A 22,387-nucleotide genomic window follows, 5' to 3' on the forward strand; every position below is an offset into this window, starting at 1 on the left:
AGGTAGCCTGCAGGCTGCCGCCTGCAGCCTGCCTTCGTTCACTCCCCGAACTCCCGGGCCAGCGCGATCCACTCGCCCTCCGGCGCGAGCCGTTGATAGCGCTGCCAGAGTGGTCGCGCGTCCTGCGACCGCCCGAGCTTCTCGTACGCCACCGCAAGGTAGAAACACGCCTCGGCCGAGTCCGGCCCGAGTTCGAGGGCGCGCGCATAGCAGCGGACCGCCTCGGCGAAGCGTCCCTCGTCGTGATGGGTGTGCCCGAGATTGAACCACGCCTCGAAGGACTCCGGCGCCTGCTGCAGGGCCTGCAGGTACAGCGCGGCCGCTTCGGGCAGGTGCCCCGAGGCGTAGTGCAGGTTGCCCAGATTGATGAGCGCGGGCACCAGCGTGGGATCGAAGGCCAGCGCGTCCCGGTAGGCCTGCATGACCACGCCCCGCGCGTGACCCGGCGTCGCTTCGAGGGCGGTGGCGCGCTCGAAGGCTTCCTCGGCACGCGTGACGTCCACCGGCGACTGGTCGGCCGTCGCCTCGCCTCGCGAACTCCTGGGGGCCAGCGTGACCACCCGGGCCCGTCCCTCGTCGCGCGCCGCCGCCTCGCCGCCGAACAGCGTCAACTGCCCCTGCCGTGCGGCCAGCAGGTGGCGCACGATCGCCTTGAGCGGTGTCCCCTGTTGCAGCGCCTCGTGCACCTCGCGCAGCGTCGCGAGGTCGGCAAACGAGTACCAGGTCTCGCCCTGGTCACGGGTCGGGAGGATGAGGCGCCACTGCGCGAGGGACCGCAGGTGGTCGTCGCGCAGCGAGGGAAACCTCGTGCGGACCACACGCACCGGCACCCGCGCATCGGACATGACAGCACCTTAGCAGACCGGGGATCGCCTGGTGCCAAAGGACCAGGAGACAAGGGACGAGTCAACGGGGCGTCACGGGACAAGGGACGAGCACGAGAGTGACGAGCGACCCGCCGCGCCTCCGGTCCGCCGGCGGCGCCTGGTGCCTTGTGACTGGCGCACTCCTGGCTCGTCCCCTGGCCCCGGATTCCCTTGTGACTCGCGCCCTCCTCCCGCGTCCCTTGGACCTGGGTGCCCTTGTGACTGGCGTACTGGTCCCTCGTCCCTTGTCCCCGGCCTCCCTTGTCACTGGCGTACTTCTCCCCCGTCCCTTGTGTATGCTCTTGCCCCATGCTGCTGGCCGGAGACCTCGGGGGAACCAAGACGCAACTCGGACTGTTCCGTCCGGCGGGTGGCCGGCCGGAACTCCTGGACCTGCGCGAGTACGCCACGCTCGACCATCCCAGCCTGTCGTCGATGATCGGCACGTTCCTGTCGGCCACCGGCGTGCGGCCGCAGGAGATCAAGGTGGCCTGCGTGGGCGTGGCCGGCCCGAACATCAAGCAGGTGGCCCGGCTCACCAACGTGCCCTGGGCCATCGACGCCCGCGAGCTGATGGCCACGACGGGCATTCCACGCGTCTGGATCCTCAACGACGTCGAGGCGATGGCGTACGGCGTGCCCGCCCTCCGGCCCGACGAACTGCGCGTGCTGCAGACCGGCGAGTTCAACGCCGACGGCAACGCCTGCCTGATGGCCGCCGGGACGGGCCTCGGCCAGGCGATCCTCGTGAGGCAGCACGGTCGCCTCGTGCCCTCGCCCTCCGAGGGCGGGCACGCCGACTTCGGGGCCCGCACGGCGCGCGAGGTCGCCCTGCTGCAGTTCCTCACCGAGCGCTACGGCCGCGCCAGCTACGAGCACGTCCTCTCGGGCAAGGGATTCATCAACCTCCTGCGCTTCGTCAGCGACGACGCCTCGCCGCTGCTGAACCAGGGGGATCAGGACGAACTGCCGGCGATGATCACCGCCCGCGGCCTCGACGGCTCCGACCCGCAGTGCGTGGAAGCCGTGCAGCTGTTTGCCGCCATCTACGGGAGCGCCGCCGGCAACCTCGCGCTGCAGTGCGTCGCCACCGGTGGCGTCTACCTCGGGGGCGGCATCCCGCCCAAGATCCTGCGGGCCTTCGACACGCCGCACTTCATGGATGCCTTCCGCGCCAAGCCGCCGATGACGCGCCTGCTCGAGCGGATGCCGGTGGCCATCGTGCTGAACCGCCAGACCGGCCTGCTCGGGGCGGCCGTCCACGCGGCGACGCTGGCCCCCTAGAGCGTCGGCCAACCGCGGTTCGTCACCCGGTCCGCGCGTTCCACATTGCCATCGCTCCCACCCATCGGTAGCATCACCGGTGTCACACGGACGTGTGGGGGGAGCGCCGGGAGGGGTGCGACCCGCGCGCGTGCCTTCAACCTCGGAGCGTTCCTCATGGCGATCAAGCGCTGGCTGGCGACCCTGCTGGCCGTGCTCTCGTGCCTCGCGCCCGCGTCGCTGCGGGCGGCAGACACCGGCTCGATCTCTGGCGTCGTGTTCGACCAGGGGGGCCAACTGGTGGAGGGCGCGACGATCCGGCTGACCGGCGCGCCGCTCCCGGGCGAGCGCGTGGCGACCACCGACAGCGCCGGCGCCTATCGCTTCCCGCTGCTGTTGCCGGGCGCGTATACCCTCGAGGTGAGCAAGAGCGGCACCGGGACGGCCAGGCGCGCGGTGACCGTGCAGGTGGACGTGGACACGCAGGTCGACATCGTGCTCGGCCTGAACGTCGACGAGACCATCGAGGTCAGTGCCGCGGCGCCCGTCGTCGACCTGAAGACCACGGAGGTCAACTTCAACTACGACGCGCAGTTGATCAAGGAACTGCCCCTGCAGCGCACGTATGCCGGCCTGTTCCAGCTCATTCCCGGCGTGGCGGAGAACAACGCCGGGACGACCGGCCTGGTCAGCGGCGGCGCGAGCCGGCAGGACAACACCTACCTGATCGACGGCGTCAACATCACCAACCCGGGCTTCGGCTACCTCAGCACCGAGGTCAACGAGTTCGACATCGCGGAGTTCAACGTCAAGCGCGGCGCGATCTCGGCCGAGTTCGGCCGGTCGTCGGGTTTCGTCACCAACGCGGTGACCCGCTCGGGCACCAACCAGTTCAAGGGCGGCGTGCGGTTCGAGGCGATCCCGGCGGCGTGGAACGCCAAGAACGAGGCGACCAACATCCGCAACACCACCGATCGCTGGATCCCGGCCTACGCGCTCGGTGGCCCCATCCTGCAGAACAAGCTCTTCTTCTACACGTCAGGTCAGCTGATCAAGTCGACGACCTCGGGGCGCGTGAACAACCTCGGACCGGTGCCCGACAGCGAGACGACGACGACCGAGTTCTTCGGCAAGCTCACGTTCGCGCCGGTGCAGTCGCAGTTCTTCAACGTCGGCTACCGGGTGCGGCCGAACAAGGCCGAGTTCGCCGGTGTCGGCGTGAACGACTCGCCCGAGGTCGCCACCGACAACGAGGGTACCAACCGCGTCGCCACGGCCGCCTGGAACTGGTTCTTCGGGCAGCGCAACTACGTCGAGGCGAAGTACCTGCGACTCGACGAGGAGAACGAGTCGGTGGCGCGCACCGACCTCGGGTACCGGCCGACGTTCGACCTCAACAACCTGCGTCGCATGGGCTATTTCGTCGACCCGGCGACGGGCTTCCGGTATGGCGGCGCTCCCCTGCTGCTGAACCAGCAGAACTACGTCCGCAACGAGTTCCGCGCCAACACGGGGACCTACTTCGGGCTCGGCAAGACCTCGCACGACCTGCGGGCCGGCTTCATGTTCGAGACCACCGAGGAGGACCTGACGCGCACGGCCAACGGGTGGGGCACGATCACGCTCGTCGAGGCCGGCCGCCGGTACCAGGGCCAGTACTACCCGACGCAGAACCCGCAGCTGTCCAAGTCGCGCACCTACAGCTTCTTCGTCCAGGACAACATCCAGGTCGGCAGCCGCCTGGTGTTCAACGCCGGCCTGCTGATCAACCGCGACGAGTTCGCGCAGCAGATCGGCGACGCGCGCAACACCTTCCTCACCTTCGACTATGGCGACCAGGTGCAGCCGCGCCTCGGCGTCAACTACCAGCTGCGCAAGGGCGCCGGCGACAAGGTGTACGCCAACTACGGGCGCTACTACGGCAGCGACCAGAAGAGCAGCGCCCGCGCCCACGCGCCGCTGCGCCTGGTGCAGAACACGCCGTTCTTCGACGCATTCACCGGCGCGCTGATCAGCGACACCACCAGCCCGAACACGACGGGGCGCGTGATCCTGCCCGGCCTGCAGCCGACCTACACCGACGAGTGGCTCGTCGGCTACGCCACGCCGCTCGGCGGCAACTGGGGCCTCGACGTGTTCTACATGGACCGCACGGCGAAGGACTTCATCGAGGACCAGCCGAGCGTGCTTCCGGCGTCGACCTTCGTGGTGGACAACCTCGCCAACGCGCGGCGCGACTACAGGGCCCTCACGGTGGAACTGACGCGGCGCATGGCCGATCGGTGGAGCACCACCGTCAGCTACGCGTGGAGCGAACTGAAGGGCAACTTCGACCTCGACTACGCCGCCGGCGCCGTGTTCAACACGTCGTCGATCCTGCAGGACGGGCCCGGCGTGTTCGTGGAGGACGACTACCGGTACGGTCCGCTCAGCGAGGATCGCCCGCACGTGCTGAAGATCTTCGGCACCTACATGGTCACCGACGCGTTCTCGCTCGGCGGCTACGTGCGCGCGCAGAGCGGCACGCCGTGGGAGCGCCGCGTGCAGGACTGGTACTCGGGCTACCGGCTGCTGCTCGAGCCGCTCGGCACCAACCGCAACGACGTGTGGACCAACGTGGACCTGCTGGCCGCGTACAACCTGCGCATCGGCGGCCGCGTGGTGACGCGCCTCGAGGCGCGCATCCTGAACCTGTTCAACACGCAGACGGCGCTGAGCCGCGACAACCGCGCGTTCCTCGATCCGCGCACCCGCCAGTTCAACGGCACGCAGGTCGCCGGCGACCCGGCCAGCTACACGCGGGCCCTCATCATCAACACGAACCAGCCCAACCCGCTGCTCGGCACGGCCACCAGCTACGCGCCGCCGCGGCGACTGCTGCTGATGGCGCGGGTCGATTTCTGATCCTCACCGGGGTAGGGCGCGGTCTCCGACCGCGCCGTTTTCGAGGCTGCGGCGTCGACAGGGACAAAAGACAAGGGACAAGGGACACGTACGCGAGTCACAAGGGAGTCACGGGACGAGGGACGAGGAAGCCACGGAGAGGGACAAGGGACGAGGTGGCGTCACCGCTCGCGTCGAATCGGCGCGGTTCGGGTTTGGAGCCTCAGCGCTCGGCAATCACCAGCCCCTTGCGACCCGAGCCTCGCATGGTGAAGGCCTCGTCGACGGAGAGCATCCGAAACCCGGCACGCTCCAACTCCTCCGCAATCAGGCGCGGGGCGATGCCGTGCCACTTCACCTGTTCATCCCGCGTGGGTAGCCGCGAGGCGTTGTCGCAGATCACCAGGCGACCGCCGCGGCGCAGCGCACGTCGGAAGGCGTCGAGCATCGCCGCGTGCTCCGTGAACTCGTGGTAGGCGTCGACGACGATGATGGCGTCGAGCCTGCCTGCTGGCAGGCCCGGATCCGTGGCCGACCCTCGAAGCACCTCGACGTTGGCCAGGCCCTCGTCCTGCATGTGCTGCTGCAGCCGCTCCGCGATCCGCGCGTCAATCTCCACGGCATACACGCGTCCCGTCGGGCCGACCGCCGCCGACAGCTTCCGTGTGATGAAGCCGCCGCCGGCACCCACGTCCGCGACATGCGCGCCTTCGCGCATCCGCATCGCTGCGAGCAGGTCTGGCACCCGCTGCCACGTGTCTCGCCCAGCATCGGAATCCTGACCACGAGCCAGCAGTGAGTTCGGCCATGCGCTGGCGAGCGCGAACACCGCGCGCAGCATCGCCCGGCGAGAATGGCGGTTCGTCCAGTACATGACGGTGACTCAGCGATTGTCCTCGGGCAGCGTGGGCGCAACGATGCCGACGGGGACGTGGTGGGTACCGCTGCTCGTCGTCACCACCAGCGATCCCGTGCCCTCTGCGCCGTCCAGGGCGAGCGTGAACCGTACCGTGCTCGTCCCCTCGATGGGCACTCCGGTGCCCTCCCACGCAATCGTGCCGTCAGACAGGACGAGTCGGGCCTGAGCCGGCCCCTTCGCGCCGTCATGCGCAGCGGTCACGGCGAGCACGTCCCCTTTCGGGAACGCGCGCGCCGTCGTCGGGGCGATATCGGTCCAGCGAGACAGGCGCGGATCGATGAACGGCGTGGGCATCATGGCGAGGAAGCGGGAGGCCACGAGCACGCCTGTTGGCCACTGCGGCTCCTTCGGCACCGTCACATCGAGGTAGACGGCCCCACCACGACCGGTACCTGCGTGTACCGCGCCGACCCGCAACTGATGGCGTCCCGGGGGCAGGTCGAGCGCCCAGATGGTGCGCAGGCTCGAGGCCGCCAGGACCGACCACTGCGTCGGGGTGGGCTTGAGCGTCAGCACGCGCCGTGTGCCATTGGCCGCCTTGCCCGATTCGTTCACGGTCAGGAGTCCCTGTTCCAGGTCCAGCACGCCATCGGGCGGGCGCTGGCCGATGCGCGTGCCGTCGATCTCCACGATCACCGCGATGGTCGCGTCGCGTCCGGTCCGCGCGACCGGCACGGCCTCCACGCTCATCGGCAGGCCGTCCTCGGGCAACACGCCGGCCAGGAGACGGCGTAGAGGCGCCGAGAGGCTGCCAGGCACCTTGAGCGGCGGCGTGGGTCGTGCACCTGCGGCCCTGTACCCTCGACGCGCGAGCACGCGAAGGCCGGGGCGCTTCACCTTGACGTCGATCCTTCTGAACTCGTTCGACCTGAGGGGACGCTCGGGCTCGTACGCGAGCACGTAGTGCATGCTGGCGTCCTGCACGGCTCGATCGACGGCCTTCAGCGGGTCGTTGGTGTCGACGAGCGACACGCCACCCGTGAGCACCGCCAGGTCTCGCGTCATCTCTCGCGACTGGCGAGCCTCCATGAGGATGTCGCTGTACTGCTGAGGGGAAAGACCTCCCTGCAACCCTGGGACCGAGATGAGTTCGGCATCGGGCACGTCCAGGCCATTGGGATTGATCGGATAAATGGCGACGTTGCCGACGGCGGTCGCGGCCAGCACGTCGTTCATGAGTCGCAAGGAACCGCTGCCGGCATTCACACGCTCGGTGCCCCTGGCGCTCGGGATCCGGACCTCCATGTCCGACATGCCGGCACCGTAGGACGAGCCTTCGCTGAGCAGGACGACGGTCTTGCGGCGCCCCGAGATGTCGCGCAAGGCCAGGGACACGTCGCGGAGCCGCTCACAGAGGCGCTGATAGTGGTCCAGGCGCTCGTTCTCGGAGTCGTCGCCCCTGAACCGCTTCGACTGGAGGGTCTTGTCGAGCAGACGCCGGCCAGTGAACGTGTCGATCATCCGCGTGGCGTGGGAGCGGTCCCGGGTGAAGTACCCGGTCGAGTCCGTCGAACTGGTGGTCGCCACCAGCAGCAGGTCGCTGGGATCGAGTTGCGCCAGGAGTCGCCTGGCAGCAGACCGCGCCACCTCCGTTCGGCGCACGTCCACGTGGAGGTCGTCCAGGATCAGGACGAAGACGCGCGACTCTGCCGCGAAGTGATTGGTCGCCGGAGGTGTCACCGGAACGACGGACGCCGCTCCTGTGGTTATGGGCACGACCGGTGCGGGCACGGCCGTGCGGCCAGGGGTGAAGACGAACGACGTGAAGGACCGGACCTTCTGCCGCACGCCTTCCTCGAGCACCTCGAAGTCCTCGGCGGCCAGGCCGGGCACGGGCTGCCCCTGGTCGTCGACGACGAGCACGCTCACCTCGACGCGTGTCACCGTAACGCTGAACGTGGGCTCGTCAGGGAACTGCCGCTCCTGGGGCACATCCGGGATCGCGAGCCGCGGGATGCCTCGCGGCGCCTGGGCCGCCGCCGAGGCCGGCAAGACGGCACACAAAGCCAGTGAGCAGATCACGAAGGCGACACGCATCTCACACTCCGGCACTCAAGAAGCGGCGGGGAGGCACCTCCAGCAGGGCACTGGCACACACGGGACTGGCGGTAGCACTTGGACGACGACGGCATGCTGGTGGCCTGCGGACCACTCAACTGGCTGTCTCTCGTCACCTGTCCGGCGCTGCCACCTGCGCGTCGGGCAGCACCTCGGCGAACACCTTCACGTCGGCCACCCACTTGCCGAGCGGCACGGGTGTCGCGAGCGTGAACGGCAACGATGCGTCGTTCTCGAGCAACCCGGTTGGCAACGCCGCGCCCTCGACGTCCGGCGTGCCGGTGAGCACCTCGAGCACCTGCTGGTCCTTGTCGAGCAGCAGCGCGGTGATCGTGAGGCCTTCCGGGCGGAGTGGACCGCCGGCCCTGAGGCGCAACGTGCCCGAGACCCGAAACGACTGCCAGGAGGCCCTGGCCTTCCCCATCGACACGTCGAACGCGTAGGGACGCGAGGGACACGCTTCTCGTGCGGGCGCCTTCCCCGCCTCCACCCAGCGCAGCCCGGTCGTGACGGCTCGTCCGGCCTCGGCCACCTGCACGACGTAGCCGGCCGGTACGCGCGGCAGGTCGGCCTTCTTCTTCAAGCGGAAGCGATACGGCAGCAGACCCTCGGGCTCGACCAGCGTGACGCGAGCCTCGTTCTCGATGGCATCACCGATGGGCGCGCCCTGCTCGTCGGTGTACTGCAGGCGCACCGACGCGTCGCGAAGACAGGTGCCGGTGTTGCGGAACGCGCCGACCAGCATCCCGAGCGCCGCGTTCTCGTAGCTCACCGACGCGTTCTGCAGCGGCGCGAGGTCCACGCCGTCGCTGGTCGCCAGGCGCCCCTCGGCAGGAATGGCCAGCCACTCGGGCGGCGACGTCGTCAGGCGCACGTCGCGTTCCACCATGCGCCCACGCACGCCGCCCTGCCCCTGCGCAGGCGCGGCCCACGCCGCCAGCACGAGCATTGCCACGCCACCGACTCCGAGAACCTTCGAGCGTGTGTCCATCGCGCTCCCCTGCTCGACGCCATTCTGCCACCGAGCCCGACTCGCCACGCGGCCCTCTTCGTTCTTCCCTCTTCGTCCTTCCTCCTTGGTCCTTCGCCCTTCCCGTGAGCCCTGAGCCGTGAGCCGTGAGCCGTGAGCCCTTCGTCATTCCCGGCATCGCAGCATTCCCGGCATTTCTGTACCCTGTCCTCATGGAACTCGGCATCACCACCTTCGGCGATCGCTTCCCGGATCCGGCGACGGGGCACCTGGTGAGCGAGACCCAGCGCATGCAGGACTTGATCGAAGAGGCGGTGCTGGCCGATCAGGTCGGCCTCGACGCCTACCTCGTGGGTGAGCATCACCGGCCGGACTTCGTCGTGTCGGCGCCGGCCGTGGTGCTGGCGGCCATGGCGGCGCGCACGAAGCGCCTCCGGCTCGGCAGCGCCGTGACGGTGCTGAGTTCCGAGGACCCCGTACGCGTGTACCAGCAGTACGCCACAGTCGACCTGATCTCCAACGGCCGGGCCGAGATCATCGCGGGGCGCGGGTCCTTCATCGAGTCGTACCCGCTGTTCGGGCAGGACCTGCACGACTACGACGCGTTGTTTGCCGAGAAGCTGGGCCTGCTGCTGCGGGTGCGCGAGCAGGAGCACGTGACCTGGCAGGGTCGCTTCCGCGCGCCGATCGACGGCCGCGGCGTGTACCCGCGCTCCGTGCAGTCACCGCTGCCGGTGTGGGTGGGCGTCGGCGGCACACCCGCGTCGGCCGACCGCGCCGGGCGACTGGGACTGCCGATGGCGCTGGCGATCATCGGCGGCATGCCGGCGCGGTTCCGGCCCTTCGTCGACCTGCACCAGGACGCGGCACGCCGCGCCGGCCACGGCCACGTCCCGGTCGCGGTGCACTCGCACGGCTACGTGGCTGCGGAGTCGCGGCAGGCGGCCGACGAGTTCTTCCCGTCGTACGAGGTCGCGATGACCGGCATCGGCAAGGAACGCGGCTGGCCCCCCATGACGCGGCAGGCCTTCGAGGCGATGCGCGAGCCGCACGGCGCGCTGTTTGTCGGCAGCCCGACCCAGGTCGCCGACAAGATTCTCCGCCAGCACGAGATCCTCGGCTTCGACCGGTTCCTGCTGCACGTGAGCGTCGGGACGATGCCACACGCGCAGGTGATGAAGGCCATCGAGCTGTTCGGCACCGAGGTGGCGCCGCAGGTGAGGAAGGCGCTGGCGGCGTAGAACAGGCTCAGGGCTCAGGGCTCAGGGCTCAGAAAGCATGCGCATGGCTCATCGGGGCTCAGGGCTCGACGCTCAGAGAGCACGCTGACGGGTGACGGCCTGGGAGCGACACCCGGGTGTAGGCGTCGCCATTGGGCGACGCGCACCAAGGCCCAAGGCCCAGCCTCCAAGGCCCTGTCAGCGCACCTCGCCGCGCAGTTCCCGTAGCGCGCCGGCGGCTTGCGCATACGACGGGTCGATGCGCAGCGCCTCCTGCAGCAGCGCGATGGCCTCGTCGCGTCGTCCCTGCTGCGCGCGGAGCACGGCGAGGTTGAAGCGGGCGGTGGCGCGCGCTGGGTCCAGCCGCGCGGCCTCCTCGAACAACGACGCGGCGCCGGCGGCATCGCCCGTCCTGGCGCGCATGAGCCCCAGCTTCTCGACGACCTCCGCATCTCCTGGCGCGTGGCGGCGATACACCGAGAGCAGCCACTCCGCGAGCGTGACGTGCCGAGCCTCCACGGCCGCGAGGGCGCGCGCACGGAGCAGGGGCAGGCCCTCGGGCGTGACACCGGCCGCCAGTACGTTGCGGGCGAGAGCCTCGTCGCCGTTCTGCCAGTGCGCCAGCGCGATGTCGAGACGATAACGCTCGCTGCGTGCCGTTGGCGCCCCGCCATCGCCTGTCGCCTGCAACTGCTCCAGGAGCGGCAAGGCGTCGCGGCCCTTGCCTTGCGACAACAACACGCCGGCCAGGGCGAACGTGACGTCGGACACCTCGGGATCGAGACGGTGGGCTTCGCGCAGGGCCTTCTCCGCTCGCGGGATGTCGCTTCTCGCCTGCCAGGCCAGGCCGGCCCGGAACCACGCGATGCCCGGCGCGGGATGCCGCGCCACGGCACTGGCGAGCCACTGCTCACCCTCGGCATCACGACCGGCGTCGATCGCGATCACTGCCATCTGCGTGTCGGCGTCGGCCTCGCCGCGCTGGAACGGCAGCGGCACGAGTCCCGCGACGAACACCACCGCGCCGACCACCAGCGCGACGAACCCGCTTCGACCTGCACGCTCGCGGTGCTCGCGCGTCGTCGAGGCCAGCAGGCCCACATGGATGGCGCCGAGCACGAGCGCTGGCATGCGATAGCGATCGACCACGAAGAAGATCGCGACACTCAGCAGGTACACGGGCAGCAACCAGCGGAACCAGCGCCATGCCGCGCGCCGCTCGTCGTCGACCAGCACGCCCCCGCCGATCGACACCGCAAGGCCGAGTGGCACGAGCAGCCACGCGCCGAACGGCATCGCCCACAGCAGCGGCGTGTGCTCGCGGAACCATGCGTGGCTGAGGTTGACGGGTAGTTCCCACGAGTGCGTGGTCAGCCACACCTTCCACGCAAGCAAGCGAGTAGCCTGCAGCGGCGAATCGCGCCACCAGTCCAGGGCCAGCCCGATGAAGTACCAGGACACCTCACCGTCTGGCGGCCTTCCCAGCGCCTTCGTCACGACGTTGTACATGTCGAGCCGCTGGCCCTCGATCGAGGGACGGATGCCATCGATCACGCTGTACGTGCCGTTGGCACCGGCGTGGTTGCCGATGTAGAAGTTCAGCCCGCCGTGCGTCGGCAGCGGCGACCACTCGAAGCCAGCCAGACGCGACCGCAGCGCGAAGGGCGCCAGCACCACGAGCACGCCGAGCAGGAGGCTCATCGCCGCCCAGGCAGGGCGCGGTGTCCCCACCGCGCCGCTGTCGTGGCGAGAAGAACGAAGCATGGCTGCGGCGAGCACCACGACGCCGAGCAGCCAGGCGTTCGGCCGATTGGTCGCCAGCAGCGCCAGCCCCACGCCGCTCCACGCCCACCGACGAGTGGACGGCTCCTGCAATGCCCGCGTCGTCGTCCAGGCGAACAGTGCCATCAGCAGTGGGTCGAGCGCCGACTGCAGGATCACCGCCTCCTGCAGGGCCACGATGCTCGTGAGCGCGAGCACGCCGCCAGCCACGAGGCCCGCGCGCCACGCCCGTGCAGGCGCGGCCCACCGCATCGTCGTTGCGGCGACCAGCCACACGGCGCCCGTACCGAGCACGGCCTGCAACGCGAGCACGCCGGCGACCGACGCGCCGGTGAGCACCTGCGCGAGCGCCAGCCAGTAGATGTAGAGCGGTGACACGTCGAGCGCCTGTTGCTGCATCAGGATGTCGCCCGACGCGACACGCTCCGCGAACCGCCAGTACGCGCCGGTGTCGAGGTCGCCGACCGGCTGCAGCAACGGGTGATCGGCCAGCGTGAACGCGAGCGCGAGCTTGAGGCCCAGCGTCAGCAGCAGCGCCGCGATGGCGAGGGCCGGACGAGTGGGTAGGCCCGGGTCTCCGACCCGGCCGTCCGCGGCCGCACGCCGCGATCGCGAAGCTCGTGACACGTCGGAGAGGGTAACAGGCTCAGCTCGGGCTCAGCTCGGGCTCAGCTCGGGCTCAGCTCGGGCTCGGGGCTCCGGGCTCAGGGCTCAGGGCCCAGAGAGCATGCTGAACGGGGAGAATGGTTTCTGAGCCTTGAGTCTTGAGCCTTGAGTCTTGAGTCTTGAGCCTTGAGTCTTGAGTCTTGAGCCTTGAGCCTTGAGCCATGAGCCATGAGCCATGAGCCATGAGTCATGAGCCATGAGTCATGAGTCATGAGACCTCAGCCAGATTCACGGCAGCATCAGCCCCAGGGCGCGCGCATCGGCAGGGCGCTCGGCAGGCACGGGCGAGAGGGTCTTCATGATCGCCGTCGCGAAGGCCTCAGGCACGTCGGCGCGAACCGTGGCGAGCGGCTCCGGTCGTTCCCGCAACATCGCGCCGAGCAACTGCGGCAGCGACGGCTCCACGAACGGCGGCGATCCGGTCGCCATCGTGTAGGCGAGCGCGCCGATGGTGAACAGGTCGCCGGCTATCGACAGGGGTTCGCCCATGAGCACTTCCGGCGCGACGAACGGCAGCTCTGACTCTCGCAACTCCGTGCCGCGCAGCGCGCCGACGCTGACCGTGTCGAGCAGATCCTGCACCTGACTCACGCCGCCCGACGACACCAGCAGGCGCTCCTCCCCGTCCTCGATCGTGAGCCGCGTCGTCAGCGGCGTGATCCCGCAGATGAACGCGCCGCGCCGGTGCAGTGCGGCGACACCGTCCACCAGTTGGTGCACGAACGACTGCAGCACGGGCCAGGCGAGCGGACCGTCCTTCTCGAGGCGCTGCGCGAGGCTGTCGCCGAGCACGAGGTCGGTGACCACGTACACGTAGTCGGGCTCCTCGCCGAAGTCGCGCACGTGCATCACGTTGGGGTGGTTCACCTGCATGGCGCGCGCCTCGCGGATGAACCGTTCCCGCGCGGCGTCCCAGTCGGCCACGTCCTCGCGACGGAGCACGCGGATGGCCACCGACGTGCCGAGCGCCTGATGCGTGCCGAGGTAGATCTGGCTGCCGAGCCGGCCTTTCGACAAGGGCGCGCCCAGTTCGTAGCCGCGAATGCTCGGCGGTCCGGTCGGTGCGGGCCGCGGTGCCGCGCCGCCGGCCACCGTGCTCCCCGGCGACGACGATTCGCGCAACGCCCGCGCCAGCACCTCCATCGACCCGGGGCGCTTCGCGCGGTCCTTGGCCAGTCCTTGCAGGATCACCGCTTCGAGGCCCGCGGGGACGCCGGGCACGAAGTCGCGCAACGGCTGCGGTTCGCGGGTGAGGTGGTGCGTGATGATCACGAACGGGTCGTCGTGCGAGAACGGCGGGCGACCGGTGAGCAGTTCGTACAACATCGCGCAGAAGCTGTAGATGTCGGCGCGCGCGTCGACCTCCTCGCCCCGCAGTTGCTCGGGCGACGCGTAGTGCACCGTGCCGAGGAACTGCCGGTCGAGGGTGAGCTTCAGGGCGCCGGCGATCTCGCGCACGTTCACCAGGCCGAAATCGACGACCTTGTGCACGTAGCGGCCCGGCATGTACTCGTGGCTGACGACGTTTGCCGGCTTCAGGTCGCGGTGGACGACGCCGGCGTCGTGGGCGAGTTGGAGCGCGCTGCACAGCGGGGCGGCGATGTCGACCACCTCCTCGTGCGGCAGCACGCGGTCGACGGCCAGCCGCTGCAGCAGGCTCGGGCCGTTGAGGTACTCCATCACAAGGAAGGGACGGCCGGCCGCGTCGACGTCGTAGTCGAGCACGCCGACGATGTGCGGGTGGCGGAGCTGGGCAGCGGCCCGGCTCTCCCGCAGGAACCGCTCCCGGAGCGAGGCGTCGTCCGGGGTCGAGAGCATCTTCACGGCGACCTCGTCGCCGAGGACGACGCGGCGGGCGCGGTAGACGGCGCCCATGCCGCCGCGGGCGAGCAGTTCGAGGATCTCGTAACGACCGTCGAGGACCTCGCCGGGCGTGAGCACGCGGTCGGAATCTCCTATGATTTCAGGTGCCGCTGCCCATTCCCGGCAGCGCCGCCATGGTACCAGAGCCCCGATGCCACGCCCGTTCCTTGCGCTCGTCCTGTTCCTCTCCTGCCTGTCGCCCATGACCACCGACGCCCAGCCCGCCGGCGCCCGTCCCGTGCGCCCCGACGCCGACGCCGCCATCAGCTACACACTCCGCTTCCCTGACGCCGCGCGGCACTACGTGGACGTCGAGGCCACCTACCCGACGGCGGGACAGGCGCGCATCGAGTTGATGATGCCGGTCTGGACGCCGGGCTCCTACCTGGTCCGCGAGTACGCGCGCCATGTCGAGGCGGTCGAGGTGACCGAGCCTGCCGGGGCGAAGGCACCCGTCAAGGTCCGCAAGAACCGCTGGGCCATCGAAACGGGCGGCGCGGCACGCGTGACCGTCCGCTATCGGGTGTACGGCCGCGAGATGAGTGTCCGCACCAACTGGGTCGAGTCGCGCTATGCGCTGCTCAACGGCGCGGCCACCTACCTCACGCTGGTCGGCGGCCTGCAGCGGCCGCACCACGTGTCGCTGGTCCTGCCGCAGGGCTGGACGCGGGCCATGTCCGGGCTCCCGGAGGCGGGCGGGCGGTTCACCGCGGCCGACTTCGACACGCTCGTGGACAGCCCGATCGTGGCGGGCGACCTGAAGGTGTACGAGTTCACGCAGTCGGGCAAGCCGCACTACCTCGTCAACGTCAACGAGGGCGGCAACTGGGACGGCGCGCGGGCCGTCGGCGACGTGCAGAAGATCGTCGCCGAGCAGGAGAAGCTCTGGGGCTCGCTTCCTTACGACAAGTACGTGTTCATCAACATGATCACCGAGGCGGGAGGCGGCCTCGAGCACAAGAACTCCACCGTGCTCATGACCAGCCGTTGGGCGATGGGCACGCGCCAGTCGTACCTCGGCTGGCTGGGTCTGGTCAGCCACGAGTTCTTCCACGTGTGGAACGTCAAGCGGATGCGCCCGGCGGCGCTCGGGCCGTTCGACTACGAGACGGAGAACTACTCGCCGTCGCTGTGGGTTTCTGAAGGCTTCACGTCGTACTACGGCGACCTGCTGGTGCGTCGCGCCGGCCTGTCGACCGACGCCGAGTACGCCAACGGGCTCTCCAACCAGATCCGCGCGCTCGAGTCCACGGCCGGGCGCCTCGTCCAGCCGGTGACGCAGTCGTCCTACGACGCGTGGATCAAGCAGTACCGGCCCGACGAGAACTCGGGCAACACCGGCATCAGCTATTACACCAAGGGCGCGGTGATCGCGGCGTTGCTCGACGCCCGCATCCGCTTCGGCACCAACAGCCAGAAGTCCCTCGACGACGTGATGCGGCTCGCCTACCAGCGCTATTCGGGGGCGAAGGGCTTCACCGAGGCCGAGTTCCGGGCCGTCGTGGTGGAGGTCGGCGGCGAGTCGCTGCGCGACGTCCTCGTGCGCGCACTCGACACCACCCAGCCGCTCGACTACCAGCCGCTGCTCGACGCCTACGGCCTGCAGTTCGCGCCCAGCGACAGCCGGGCGACCAGGGGCTGGCTCGGCATCCGCACGCGGGTGGACGCCGGACGACTCGTGATCAGCGAGGTGCAGCGCGGCACGCCAGCGGCGCAGGCGGGCCTCAACGTCGACGACGAGATCATCGCGATCGGTGACTACCGGGTGCGCGCCGAGCAGTGGGATGCGCGCCTCGACCAGTACCCGCCGACCACGAAGGCCTCGATCCTGGTGGCGCGCCGCGACGAGCTGGTGAGGCTCGACGTCACGTTCGGCCAGGAGCCGGGCAACGCGTGGCGCCTGCAGGCGCGGCCCAACGCCAGCACCGCGCAGATCGCCACGCGTACCGCGTGGCTGACTGGAAGGTAAGAAGAGCAGAAGAGTAGAAGGAAAGAAGGCAGAGCGGGAAGGCGGAAGGCAGAGCAAGGACGAAGAAGGCAAAGGAGTCGTCCTTCTTTTATCGGCTTCTTCAGGGTCGTCGACCTTCTGGCGTCCTTCGTCCTTCCCGCTCTGCCTTCTACTCTTCTGCCCTTCTACTCTTCTGCCCTTCCACGTTGAGCCAAAGGCTCAACGTGAAGTAGTACGCCGGGTACGCGACGCTGCTCCACATCAGCCACGCCGGAGGGGCGGGCAGCCACCAGATGATCAGCAGGACCTGGACGGCCCAGATGGCGCCGAAGACCAGCGTCGGCGCCATCAATGTGGCGGTTCGCGAGGGATAGACGTACTTGATGGGCACGAATACGAGGGCTGCCAGCCCCATCAGGAAGATCGCGGTGCCCGTCGCGTTCCACTGCCAGGCCACCGCGTACACGGCGATGAGGTTCCAGTACGACGGCCACCCCGTGAAGAAGTGGTCCTCGGTCTTGGCGTGCAGGTTCGAGAACCCGAGGCCGCTGGCGATGAGTACGGCCCCCACGGCCATCAGGCCCAGCGGGCCCGCCAGCAGTTGCTGGTCCCACAGCACGGCCAGCGGCACGAACACGTAGGTCAGGAAATCGACGATGTCGTCGAGGCGGGCGCCGTCGATCCACGAGGCGTGGCGACGGACCTCCACGGCCCGCGCCGCGAAGCCATCGGTGGCATCGACGAAGCAGGCGAGGCACAGCCACAGCAGGGCCGTGCGCGGATCGTGGTCCCAGGCACTCCGGAGCGCCAGCCAGCCGATCAGGGCGCCCGACGCCGTGTAGGCGTGGACGGCGAGGGCGGCAGCGCTCCGGGCCAGGGACATGGGTCCCGCGGGGTTACAGCGCCGCGAGGCGCCGATCGAGCTCGGCCACCGCCGCCTCGATCTGCTGCTTGCGGATCGGGTGCGTCGTGGTGTCGAGCTGACGAGTCAGCTCCGCCTTGGCCAGGCGCAGCGACTCCTTGGCCCGCAGCTTCTCGGGGTCGACCCCGGCAGCCAGGCCACGACGGCGCTTTTCGTGCTCACGGGCGTCGAGTTGTTCCTGCAGTCGGGCTTCTGCGTCGACGAGCCCTTCACCAGCGTCACTCATTCAGTCGTGTCCTCCCCGTGCCGCCTCCGGGCGCACGGTCAACGTGAGAGCATACCAAATCGGCCGGCCGCCATCCGGCGCATGACGCGCATGCCCCACCCGACCGCCGCCCTCCGTCCCTTCCACCCCATCGTCGCCCGCTGGTTCGCCGCGGCGTTCCCGGAGCCGACGCCGCCGCAGGCCAAGGGGTGGCCGGTGATCGCCCGGGGCGACCACACGCTGCTGTTGGCGCCGACCGGCAGCGGCAAGACCCTCACGGGGTTCCTGTGGGCGATCAACCGGCTGATGTTCGAGCCGCCGCCCGACACGCGCGACCGCTGCCGGGTGCTGTACCTGTCGCCGCTCAAGGCGCTGGCCGTGGACGTCGAGCGCAACCTCCGGGCGCCGCTGGCCGGCATCAGCCGCCTGGCGCGCGAGGACGGCGTGCCACACCACCTGCCGGAAGTGGCCATCCGCACCGGCGATACGCCGGCCGCCGACCGCGCGCGCTTCCAGCGCCACCCGGCCGACATCCTGATCACCACGCCGGAGTCGCTGTACCTGCTGCTCACGTCCAACGCCCGTGACGTGCTGCGGGGCATCCACACCGTGATCCTCGACGAGATTCACGCGATGGTCGCCACCAAGCGCGGCGCGCACCTCGCCCTGTCGCTCGAGCGCCTCGCCCACGTGTCGCGCGCGCCCTTCCAGCGTGTCGGGCTGTCGGCGACGCAGCGCCCGCTCGAGGAGGTCGCCCGCTTCCTCGGCGGCGCCGCCGATGCCGCCTCGTCGACTCCCGACTCCCGACTCCCGACTCCCGCCCCGTCGGCAGAGGGCGAGATCCACGACCAGTTCGCCGCCGGAGGCGGGCCGGCCCCGTGGCGGCCCGTGACGATCGTCGACGCCGGGCGCAAGCGGCAGTTGTCCCTGCACATCGAGGTACCCGTCGAGGACATGGCGCGGCTGACCCAGGTCGAGGCGATCACCAGTGGCCCAGCCGCCGCCGGGCCGCAGGCGCCGTCCATCTGGGCGGCGATCCACCCGCGCCTGCTCGAAGTGATCCGCGCACACACGTCGACGCTCCTGTTCGTGAACAGCCGTCGGCTCGCCGAGCGCCTGGCCGCGGCCATCAACGAGCTGGCCGGCGAGACGCTCGTGCGCGCGCACCACGGGTCCCTCGCGCGCGAGCAGCGCGTCGAGATCGAGGATGCCCTCAAGGCCGGGCGCCTCCGCGGGCTCGCGTGCACCTCGTCGCTGGAGCTCGGCATCGACATGGGGGCGGTGGACCTCGTGGTGCAGATCGAGGCGCCGCCGTCGGTGGCGAGCGGCCTGCAGCGCATCGGCCGCGCCGGGCACCGGGTCGACGCCACCAGCGAGGGCCTGATCTTCCCGAAGTACCGCGGCGACCTGCTTGCCTGCGCCGCCGCGGTGCGCGCGATGCGCGAGGGTCGGGTCGAGGCGACGCACATGCCGCGCAACCCGCTCGACGTGCTGGCCCAGCAGATCGTCGCGATGGTGGCGATGGACGACTGGCCGGTCGACGCGTTGTTCGCGCGCGTTCGGCAGGCGGCGCCCTTCGCGTCGCTGGCCCGTCCGATCTTCGACGGCGTGCTCGACATGCTGTCGGGCCGCTATCCGTCGGACGAGTTCGCCGAGCTGCGCCCGCGGCTCACGTGGGATCGCGTCGCGCAGACCCTCACCACGCGAGAGGGCGCCAGGCGCGTCGCCATCGCCAACGCCGGCACGATTCCCGACCGCGGACTGTACGGCGTGTTCCTCGCCGGCGCGTCGGCGGGGACGGCCCGCGTCGGCGAACTCGACGAGGAGATGGTGTTCGAGAGTCGCGTCGGCGAGACGTTCCTGCTCGGCGCCTCCACGTGGCGCATCGAGGACATCTCCCACGACCGCGTGCTGGTGTCGCCGGCGCCCGGCGAGCCCGGCAAGATGCCGTTCTGGAAGGGCGACGGCCCCGGGCGGCCGCTGGAGTTCGGACGCGAGATCGGCGCGCTGGTCCGGCAACTGCGGCGCGAGTCGCCCGAAGCCGCCGCGACACGACTCGTGGAGGAACACGACCTCGACGAGCGCGCCGCCAGCAACCTCGTGCAGTACCTCGCCGAGCAGGACGAGGCGACCGGGGCGGTGCCCGACGACCGGACGATCGTCATCGAACGGGTGCGCGACGAGCTCGGCGACTGGCGGCTCTGCCTGCTCTCACCGCTGGGCGGGCAGGTGCTCGCACCGTGGGCGATGGCGGTGATGGCCCGCCTGCGCGAGCAGTACGGCTACGACGTCGAGACGATGTGGGCCGACGATGGGTTCGTCGTGCGCTTCCCTGAGGGCGACGAGCCACCGGACCCGCAGTGGCTGGTGCCCGACGCCGACGAGGTCGAGTCGCTGGTCCTGCGGCAGCTCGGGTCGACGTCGCTCTTCGCGGCGCGGTTCCGCGAGTGCGCAGGTCGCGCCCTCCTGCTGCCACGGCGCCGCCCTGGCAAGCGCGCGCCGCTCTGGCAACAGCGCAAGCGCGCGCAGGACCTGCTCGGCGTCGCGGCGCGCTACGGATCGTTCCCCATCCTGCTCGAGACGTATCGCGAGTGCCTGCGCGACGTGTTCGACATCCCGGCGCTGATCGAGACGTTGCGGGCGGTGCAGGCACGGCAGGTGCGCGTGGTGCACGTCGAGACGCCGACGCCCTCGCCCTTCGCCGCCTCGCTGCTCTTCGGCTACGTCGCCAACTACCTGTACGACGGCGACGCGCCGCTGGCCGAGCGACGCGCCCAGGCACTGACGATCGACCAGTCGCAGCTGCAGGCGCTGCTCGGATCGGCCGAGCTCCGCGACCTGCTCGACGCCGACGCCCTCTCGGCACTCGAGGCGCAGCTCCAGTGCCTGCTGCCCGAGTACCGCGCCCGGACGCTCGACGGCCTCCACGACCTGCTGCTCCGGATCGGCGACCTCTCGCCGCAGCAGGTCCGCGCGCGGGTGGTCGACGAGGTGCCGGTCGACGCCGGCGACCAGTTGGTGCGCGCCCGCCGGGCAGTGTGGCTGACCATCGGCGGCGAGTCGCGCCTGGTGGCGATCGAGGATGCGGCACGCTATCGCGACGCGCTCGGGGTACCGCTCCCCCAGGGCGTGCCTGAGTCGCTGCTCGGCGCGCAACCGCAGGCCCTGCGCGATCTGGTGTCGCGATACGCGAGGACCCACGGTCCCTTCACGACCGACGACGTGGCGGCGCGCTTCGGGCTGGGGCGATCGACGGCCGACCTCGCGCTGCGCGCGCTCCTCGGCGAGGGGCGCCTGCTGGAAGGCGAGTTCCGCCCCGGCGGGCAGCACCAGGAGTGGTGTGACGCACAGGTCCTCTCGACCGTGCGGCGCCGGTCGCTGGCGCGGCTCCGTCACGCGGTGGAGCCGGTCGAGATGCCGGTGCTCGGACGGATGCTCACCCAGTGGCAGGGGGTGACGCGCCCGCGCCGCGGGCTCGACGCGCTGCTCGACGTGATCGAGACGCTGCAGGGCGTGCCGCTGCCCGCCTCGCTTCTGGAACGCGAGATCCTGCCGGCCCGCATCGAGCGCTACCAGCCCTCGGATCTCGACGCGCTGATCTCGGCGGGCGAGATCGTGTGGACCGGCGTGGAGCCGCTCGGCGAGCACGACGGGCGTGTGGCGCTGTACCTCACCGACCACCTGCCCACCCTGTGGCGCGGCGCACTGGCCGCCCCCGGCACCGGGACGCTCGAGGCCCGCGCCCAGGCCATCCTCGCGGCGCTCGAGGCCCGCGGCGCGCTGTTCTTCGCCGCGCTGCACGAGGCCGCGGGCGGCGGCTTCCCCCAGGACACCGTCGACGCGCTGTGGACCCTCGTGTGGCAGGGCCTGCTCACCAACGACACCCTGCAGCCGCTGCGCGCGCACGTCGGCCGCGCCACCAGGGAGCGGCGAGGCGCCGCCCGCCCGTTCCGCTCGCGGCGCGTGGCGCCACCGACCGCGGAAGGGCGCTGGGCGAGGCTGCCCGTGGCGAGCGGCAGCGCCACGCCAACCGCCTGGAGCGCCGCCATGGGTCAGCAGCTGCTGACGCGGTACGGCCTGGTCACGCGCGAGGTCGCGGCGGCCGAGAACCTGCCGGGCGGCTTCAGCGCCATCTACGACGTGTTCCGCACCCTGGAGGAGGGCGGCCGCATCCGCCGGGGCTACTTCGTCACCGGCGTCGGCGCCATGCAGTTCGCCACGCCGGCCGCCGTCGACCTGCTGCGGGCGCTGCGGACTTCACCGGAGTCGGCCGAGGTCGCCGTGCTCGCCGCCACCGACCCGGCCAACCCCTACGGGGCGCTGGTGAAATGGCCGGAGGCGCCCACGGGCAGCGGGCGTGGTCCCACGCGCAGCGTCGGGGCGCGCGTGGTGCTGGTCGATGGCCACCTCGCGGCGTGGATCGGCCGCGGCTTGAAGTCGCTGATCGTGTGGCTCCCCGAGCACGAGCCCGACCGCACGCGACACGCCGACGCCCTCGCACGCGTGCTGCCGATGACGGGTACCGACCGCGAGCGTCGGGCGGCCAACGTGCTGCTGGCCGAGATCAACGGCGGGCCGGCGCTCGACAGCCCGATACGGCCGCACCTCGAGGCCGCCGGGTTCGTCGCGACGTCGCAGGGCCTGCAATGGCGTGACGCGACGCCGGCGAGCCCGGCCACCCCGCGCCAGCGTCGTCCCGGACGGTGGCAGGACCTCGAGCCGGTCACCGCGCTCGAGGATCTCCCTCCGATGGCCGACGAGGACATCGCACCGATCCGTTGGCCGCGGCGGCCACGGTGATCGGTGAGCCATGAGCCGTGAG

General features: G+C 70.4%; 13 protein-coding genes. 5 read left to right on the top strand and 8 right to left on the bottom strand.

All coding sequences use genetic code 11. The annotated features are described in order from the left end of the window. Positions 1-38: 38 nt before the first annotated feature. Positions 39-845 carry a tetratricopeptide repeat protein gene (locus TBR22_RS22655; protein WP_239490113.1) on the bottom strand — a complete coding sequence of 269 codons (807 nt, stop codon included), beginning with the start codon at positions 843-845 and terminating at the stop codon, positions 39-41. A gap of 330 nt (positions 846-1,175) precedes the next feature. On the opposite strand from TBR22_RS22655, the gene glk reads away from it, so the two are divergent. Both glk and TBR22_RS22665 read left to right on the top strand, forming a co-directional pair. Further along, positions 1,176-2,150, top strand: coding sequence for a glucokinase (glk, locus tag TBR22_RS22660; protein WP_239490114.1), 975 nt, complete (start codon positions 1,176-1,178; stop codon positions 2,148-2,150). A 156-nt stretch (positions 2,151-2,306) separates the two neighbouring features. Further along, the gene (locus TBR22_RS22665; protein ID WP_239490115.1) at positions 2,307-5,033 is read left to right on the top strand and encodes a carboxypeptidase regulatory-like domain-containing protein; all 2,727 of its coding nucleotides are present in this window, start codon (positions 2,307-2,309) and stop codon (positions 5,031-5,033) included. Positions 5,034-5,235: 202 nt separating this feature from the next. Here TBR22_RS22665 and TBR22_RS22670 read toward each other — a convergent pair whose 3' ends face one another. The 3 genes from TBR22_RS22670 to TBR22_RS22680 all read right to left on the bottom strand — a co-directional run bounded on the left by TBR22_RS22670 (position 5,236) and on the right by TBR22_RS22680 (position 8,980). Next, positions 5,236-5,853: a class I SAM-dependent methyltransferase gene (locus TBR22_RS22670; RefSeq protein WP_239490116.1), complete on the bottom strand. Its 618-nt coding sequence runs from the start codon at positions 5,851-5,853 to the stop codon at positions 5,236-5,238. Between the two features lie 42 nt (positions 5,854-5,895). Further along, on the bottom strand, positions 5,896-7,968 hold the full coding sequence (locus tag TBR22_RS22675; RefSeq protein ID WP_239490117.1) for a VWA domain-containing protein: 2,073 nt from the start codon (positions 7,966-7,968) through the stop codon (positions 5,896-5,898). Positions 7,969-8,101: 133 nt separating this feature from the next. Beyond that, complete coding sequence (locus TBR22_RS22680; protein WP_239490118.1) at positions 8,102-8,980, bottom strand: hypothetical protein; 879 nt, start codon at positions 8,978-8,980, stop codon at positions 8,102-8,104. A gap of 191 nt (positions 8,981-9,171) precedes the next feature. On the opposite strand from TBR22_RS22680, the gene TBR22_RS22685 reads away from it, so the two are divergent. Then, a complete protein-coding gene (locus TBR22_RS22685) occupies positions 9,172-10,200 on the top strand; it encodes an LLM class flavin-dependent oxidoreductase (protein ID WP_239490119.1) in 1,029 nt (342 codons plus the stop codon). Between the two features lie 177 nt (positions 10,201-10,377). Here TBR22_RS22685 and TBR22_RS22690 read toward each other — a convergent pair whose 3' ends face one another. Together TBR22_RS22690 and TBR22_RS22695 are read right to left on the bottom strand one after the other, a co-directional pair. Further along, on the bottom strand, positions 10,378-12,588 hold the full coding sequence (locus tag TBR22_RS22690; protein WP_239490120.1) for a tetratricopeptide repeat protein: 2,211 nt from the start codon (positions 12,586-12,588) through the stop codon (positions 10,378-10,380). 267 nt (positions 12,589-12,855) lie between these two features. Then, positions 12,856-14,568 (bottom strand): serine/threonine-protein kinase, encoded by a 1,713-nt coding sequence (locus tag TBR22_RS22695; RefSeq protein ID WP_239490121.1) that lies wholly within the window; start codon positions 14,566-14,568, stop codon positions 12,856-12,858. Positions 14,569-14,641: 73 nt separating this feature from the next. On the opposite strand from TBR22_RS22695, the gene TBR22_RS22700 reads away from it, so the two are divergent. Continuing rightward, a complete protein-coding gene (locus TBR22_RS22700; RefSeq protein ID WP_239490122.1) occupies positions 14,642-16,459 on the top strand; it encodes a M61 family metallopeptidase in 1,818 nt (605 codons plus the stop codon). A gap of 148 nt (positions 16,460-16,607) precedes the next feature. Here the strand turns inward: TBR22_RS22700 and TBR22_RS22705 are convergent, their stop codons facing one another. After that, positions 16,608-17,321, bottom strand: coding sequence for a phosphatidylcholine/phosphatidylserine synthase (locus tag TBR22_RS22705; protein ID WP_239490123.1), 714 nt, complete (start codon positions 17,319-17,321; stop codon positions 16,608-16,610). A 13-nt stretch (positions 17,322-17,334) separates the two neighbouring features. Continuing rightward, on the bottom strand, positions 17,335-17,586 hold the full coding sequence (locus TBR22_RS22710; RefSeq protein ID WP_239490124.1) for a hypothetical protein: 252 nt from the start codon (positions 17,584-17,586) through the stop codon (positions 17,335-17,337). A gap of 81 nt (positions 17,587-17,667) precedes the next feature. On the opposite strand from TBR22_RS22710, the gene TBR22_RS22715 reads away from it, so the two are divergent. Continuing rightward, positions 17,668-22,365 carry a DEAD/DEAH box helicase gene (locus tag TBR22_RS22715; RefSeq protein ID WP_370651371.1) on the top strand — a complete coding sequence of 1,566 codons (4,698 nt, stop codon included), beginning with the start codon at positions 17,668-17,670 and terminating at the stop codon, positions 22,363-22,365. Positions 22,366-22,387 lie beyond the last annotated feature (22 nt).

The sequence above is a fragment of the Luteitalea sp. TBR-22 genome (assembly GCF_016865485.1).
In the GTDB taxonomy this organism is placed as follows: Bacteria; Acidobacteriota; Vicinamibacteria; order Vicinamibacterales; family Vicinamibacteraceae; genus Luteitalea.

Bases quoted from the DNA above. Each gene is read 5' to 3' on its own strand.
- TBR22_RS22665 (WP_239490115.1), top strand. From the start codon at position 2,307: ATGGCGATCAAGCGCTGGCTGGCGACCCTGCTGGCCGTGCTCTCGTGC.
- TBR22_RS22670 (WP_239490116.1), bottom strand. From the start codon at position 5,853: ATGCTGCGCGCGGTGTTCGCGCTCGCCAGCGCATGGCCGAACTCACTG.
- TBR22_RS22715 (WP_370651371.1), top strand. From the start codon at position 17,668: ATGACGCGCATGCCCCACCCGACCGCCGCCCTCCGTCCCTTCCACCCC.
- TBR22_RS22655 (WP_239490113.1), bottom strand. From the start codon at position 845: ATGTCCGATGCGCGGGTGCCGGTGCGTGTGGTCCGCACGAGGTTTCCC.
- TBR22_RS22675 (WP_239490117.1), bottom strand. From the start codon at position 7,968: ATGCGTGTCGCCTTCGTGATCTGCTCACTGGCTTTGTGTGCCGTCTTG.
- TBR22_RS22700 (WP_239490122.1), top strand. From the start codon at position 14,642: ATGCCACGCCCGTTCCTTGCGCTCGTCCTGTTCCTCTCCTGCCTGTCG.
- TBR22_RS22685 (WP_239490119.1), top strand. From the start codon at position 9,172: ATGGAACTCGGCATCACCACCTTCGGCGATCGCTTCCCGGATCCGGCG.
- TBR22_RS22680 (WP_239490118.1), bottom strand. From the start codon at position 8,980: ATGGACACACGCTCGAAGGTTCTCGGAGTCGGTGGCGTGGCAATGCTC.
- TBR22_RS22710 (WP_239490124.1), bottom strand. From the start codon at position 17,586: ATGAGTGACGCTGGTGAAGGGCTCGTCGACGCAGAAGCCCGACTGCAG.
- glk (WP_239490114.1), top strand. From the start codon at position 1,176: ATGCTGCTGGCCGGAGACCTCGGGGGAACCAAGACGCAACTCGGACTG.
- TBR22_RS22705 (WP_239490123.1), bottom strand. From the start codon at position 17,321: ATGTCCCTGGCCCGGAGCGCTGCCGCCCTCGCCGTCCACGCCTACACG.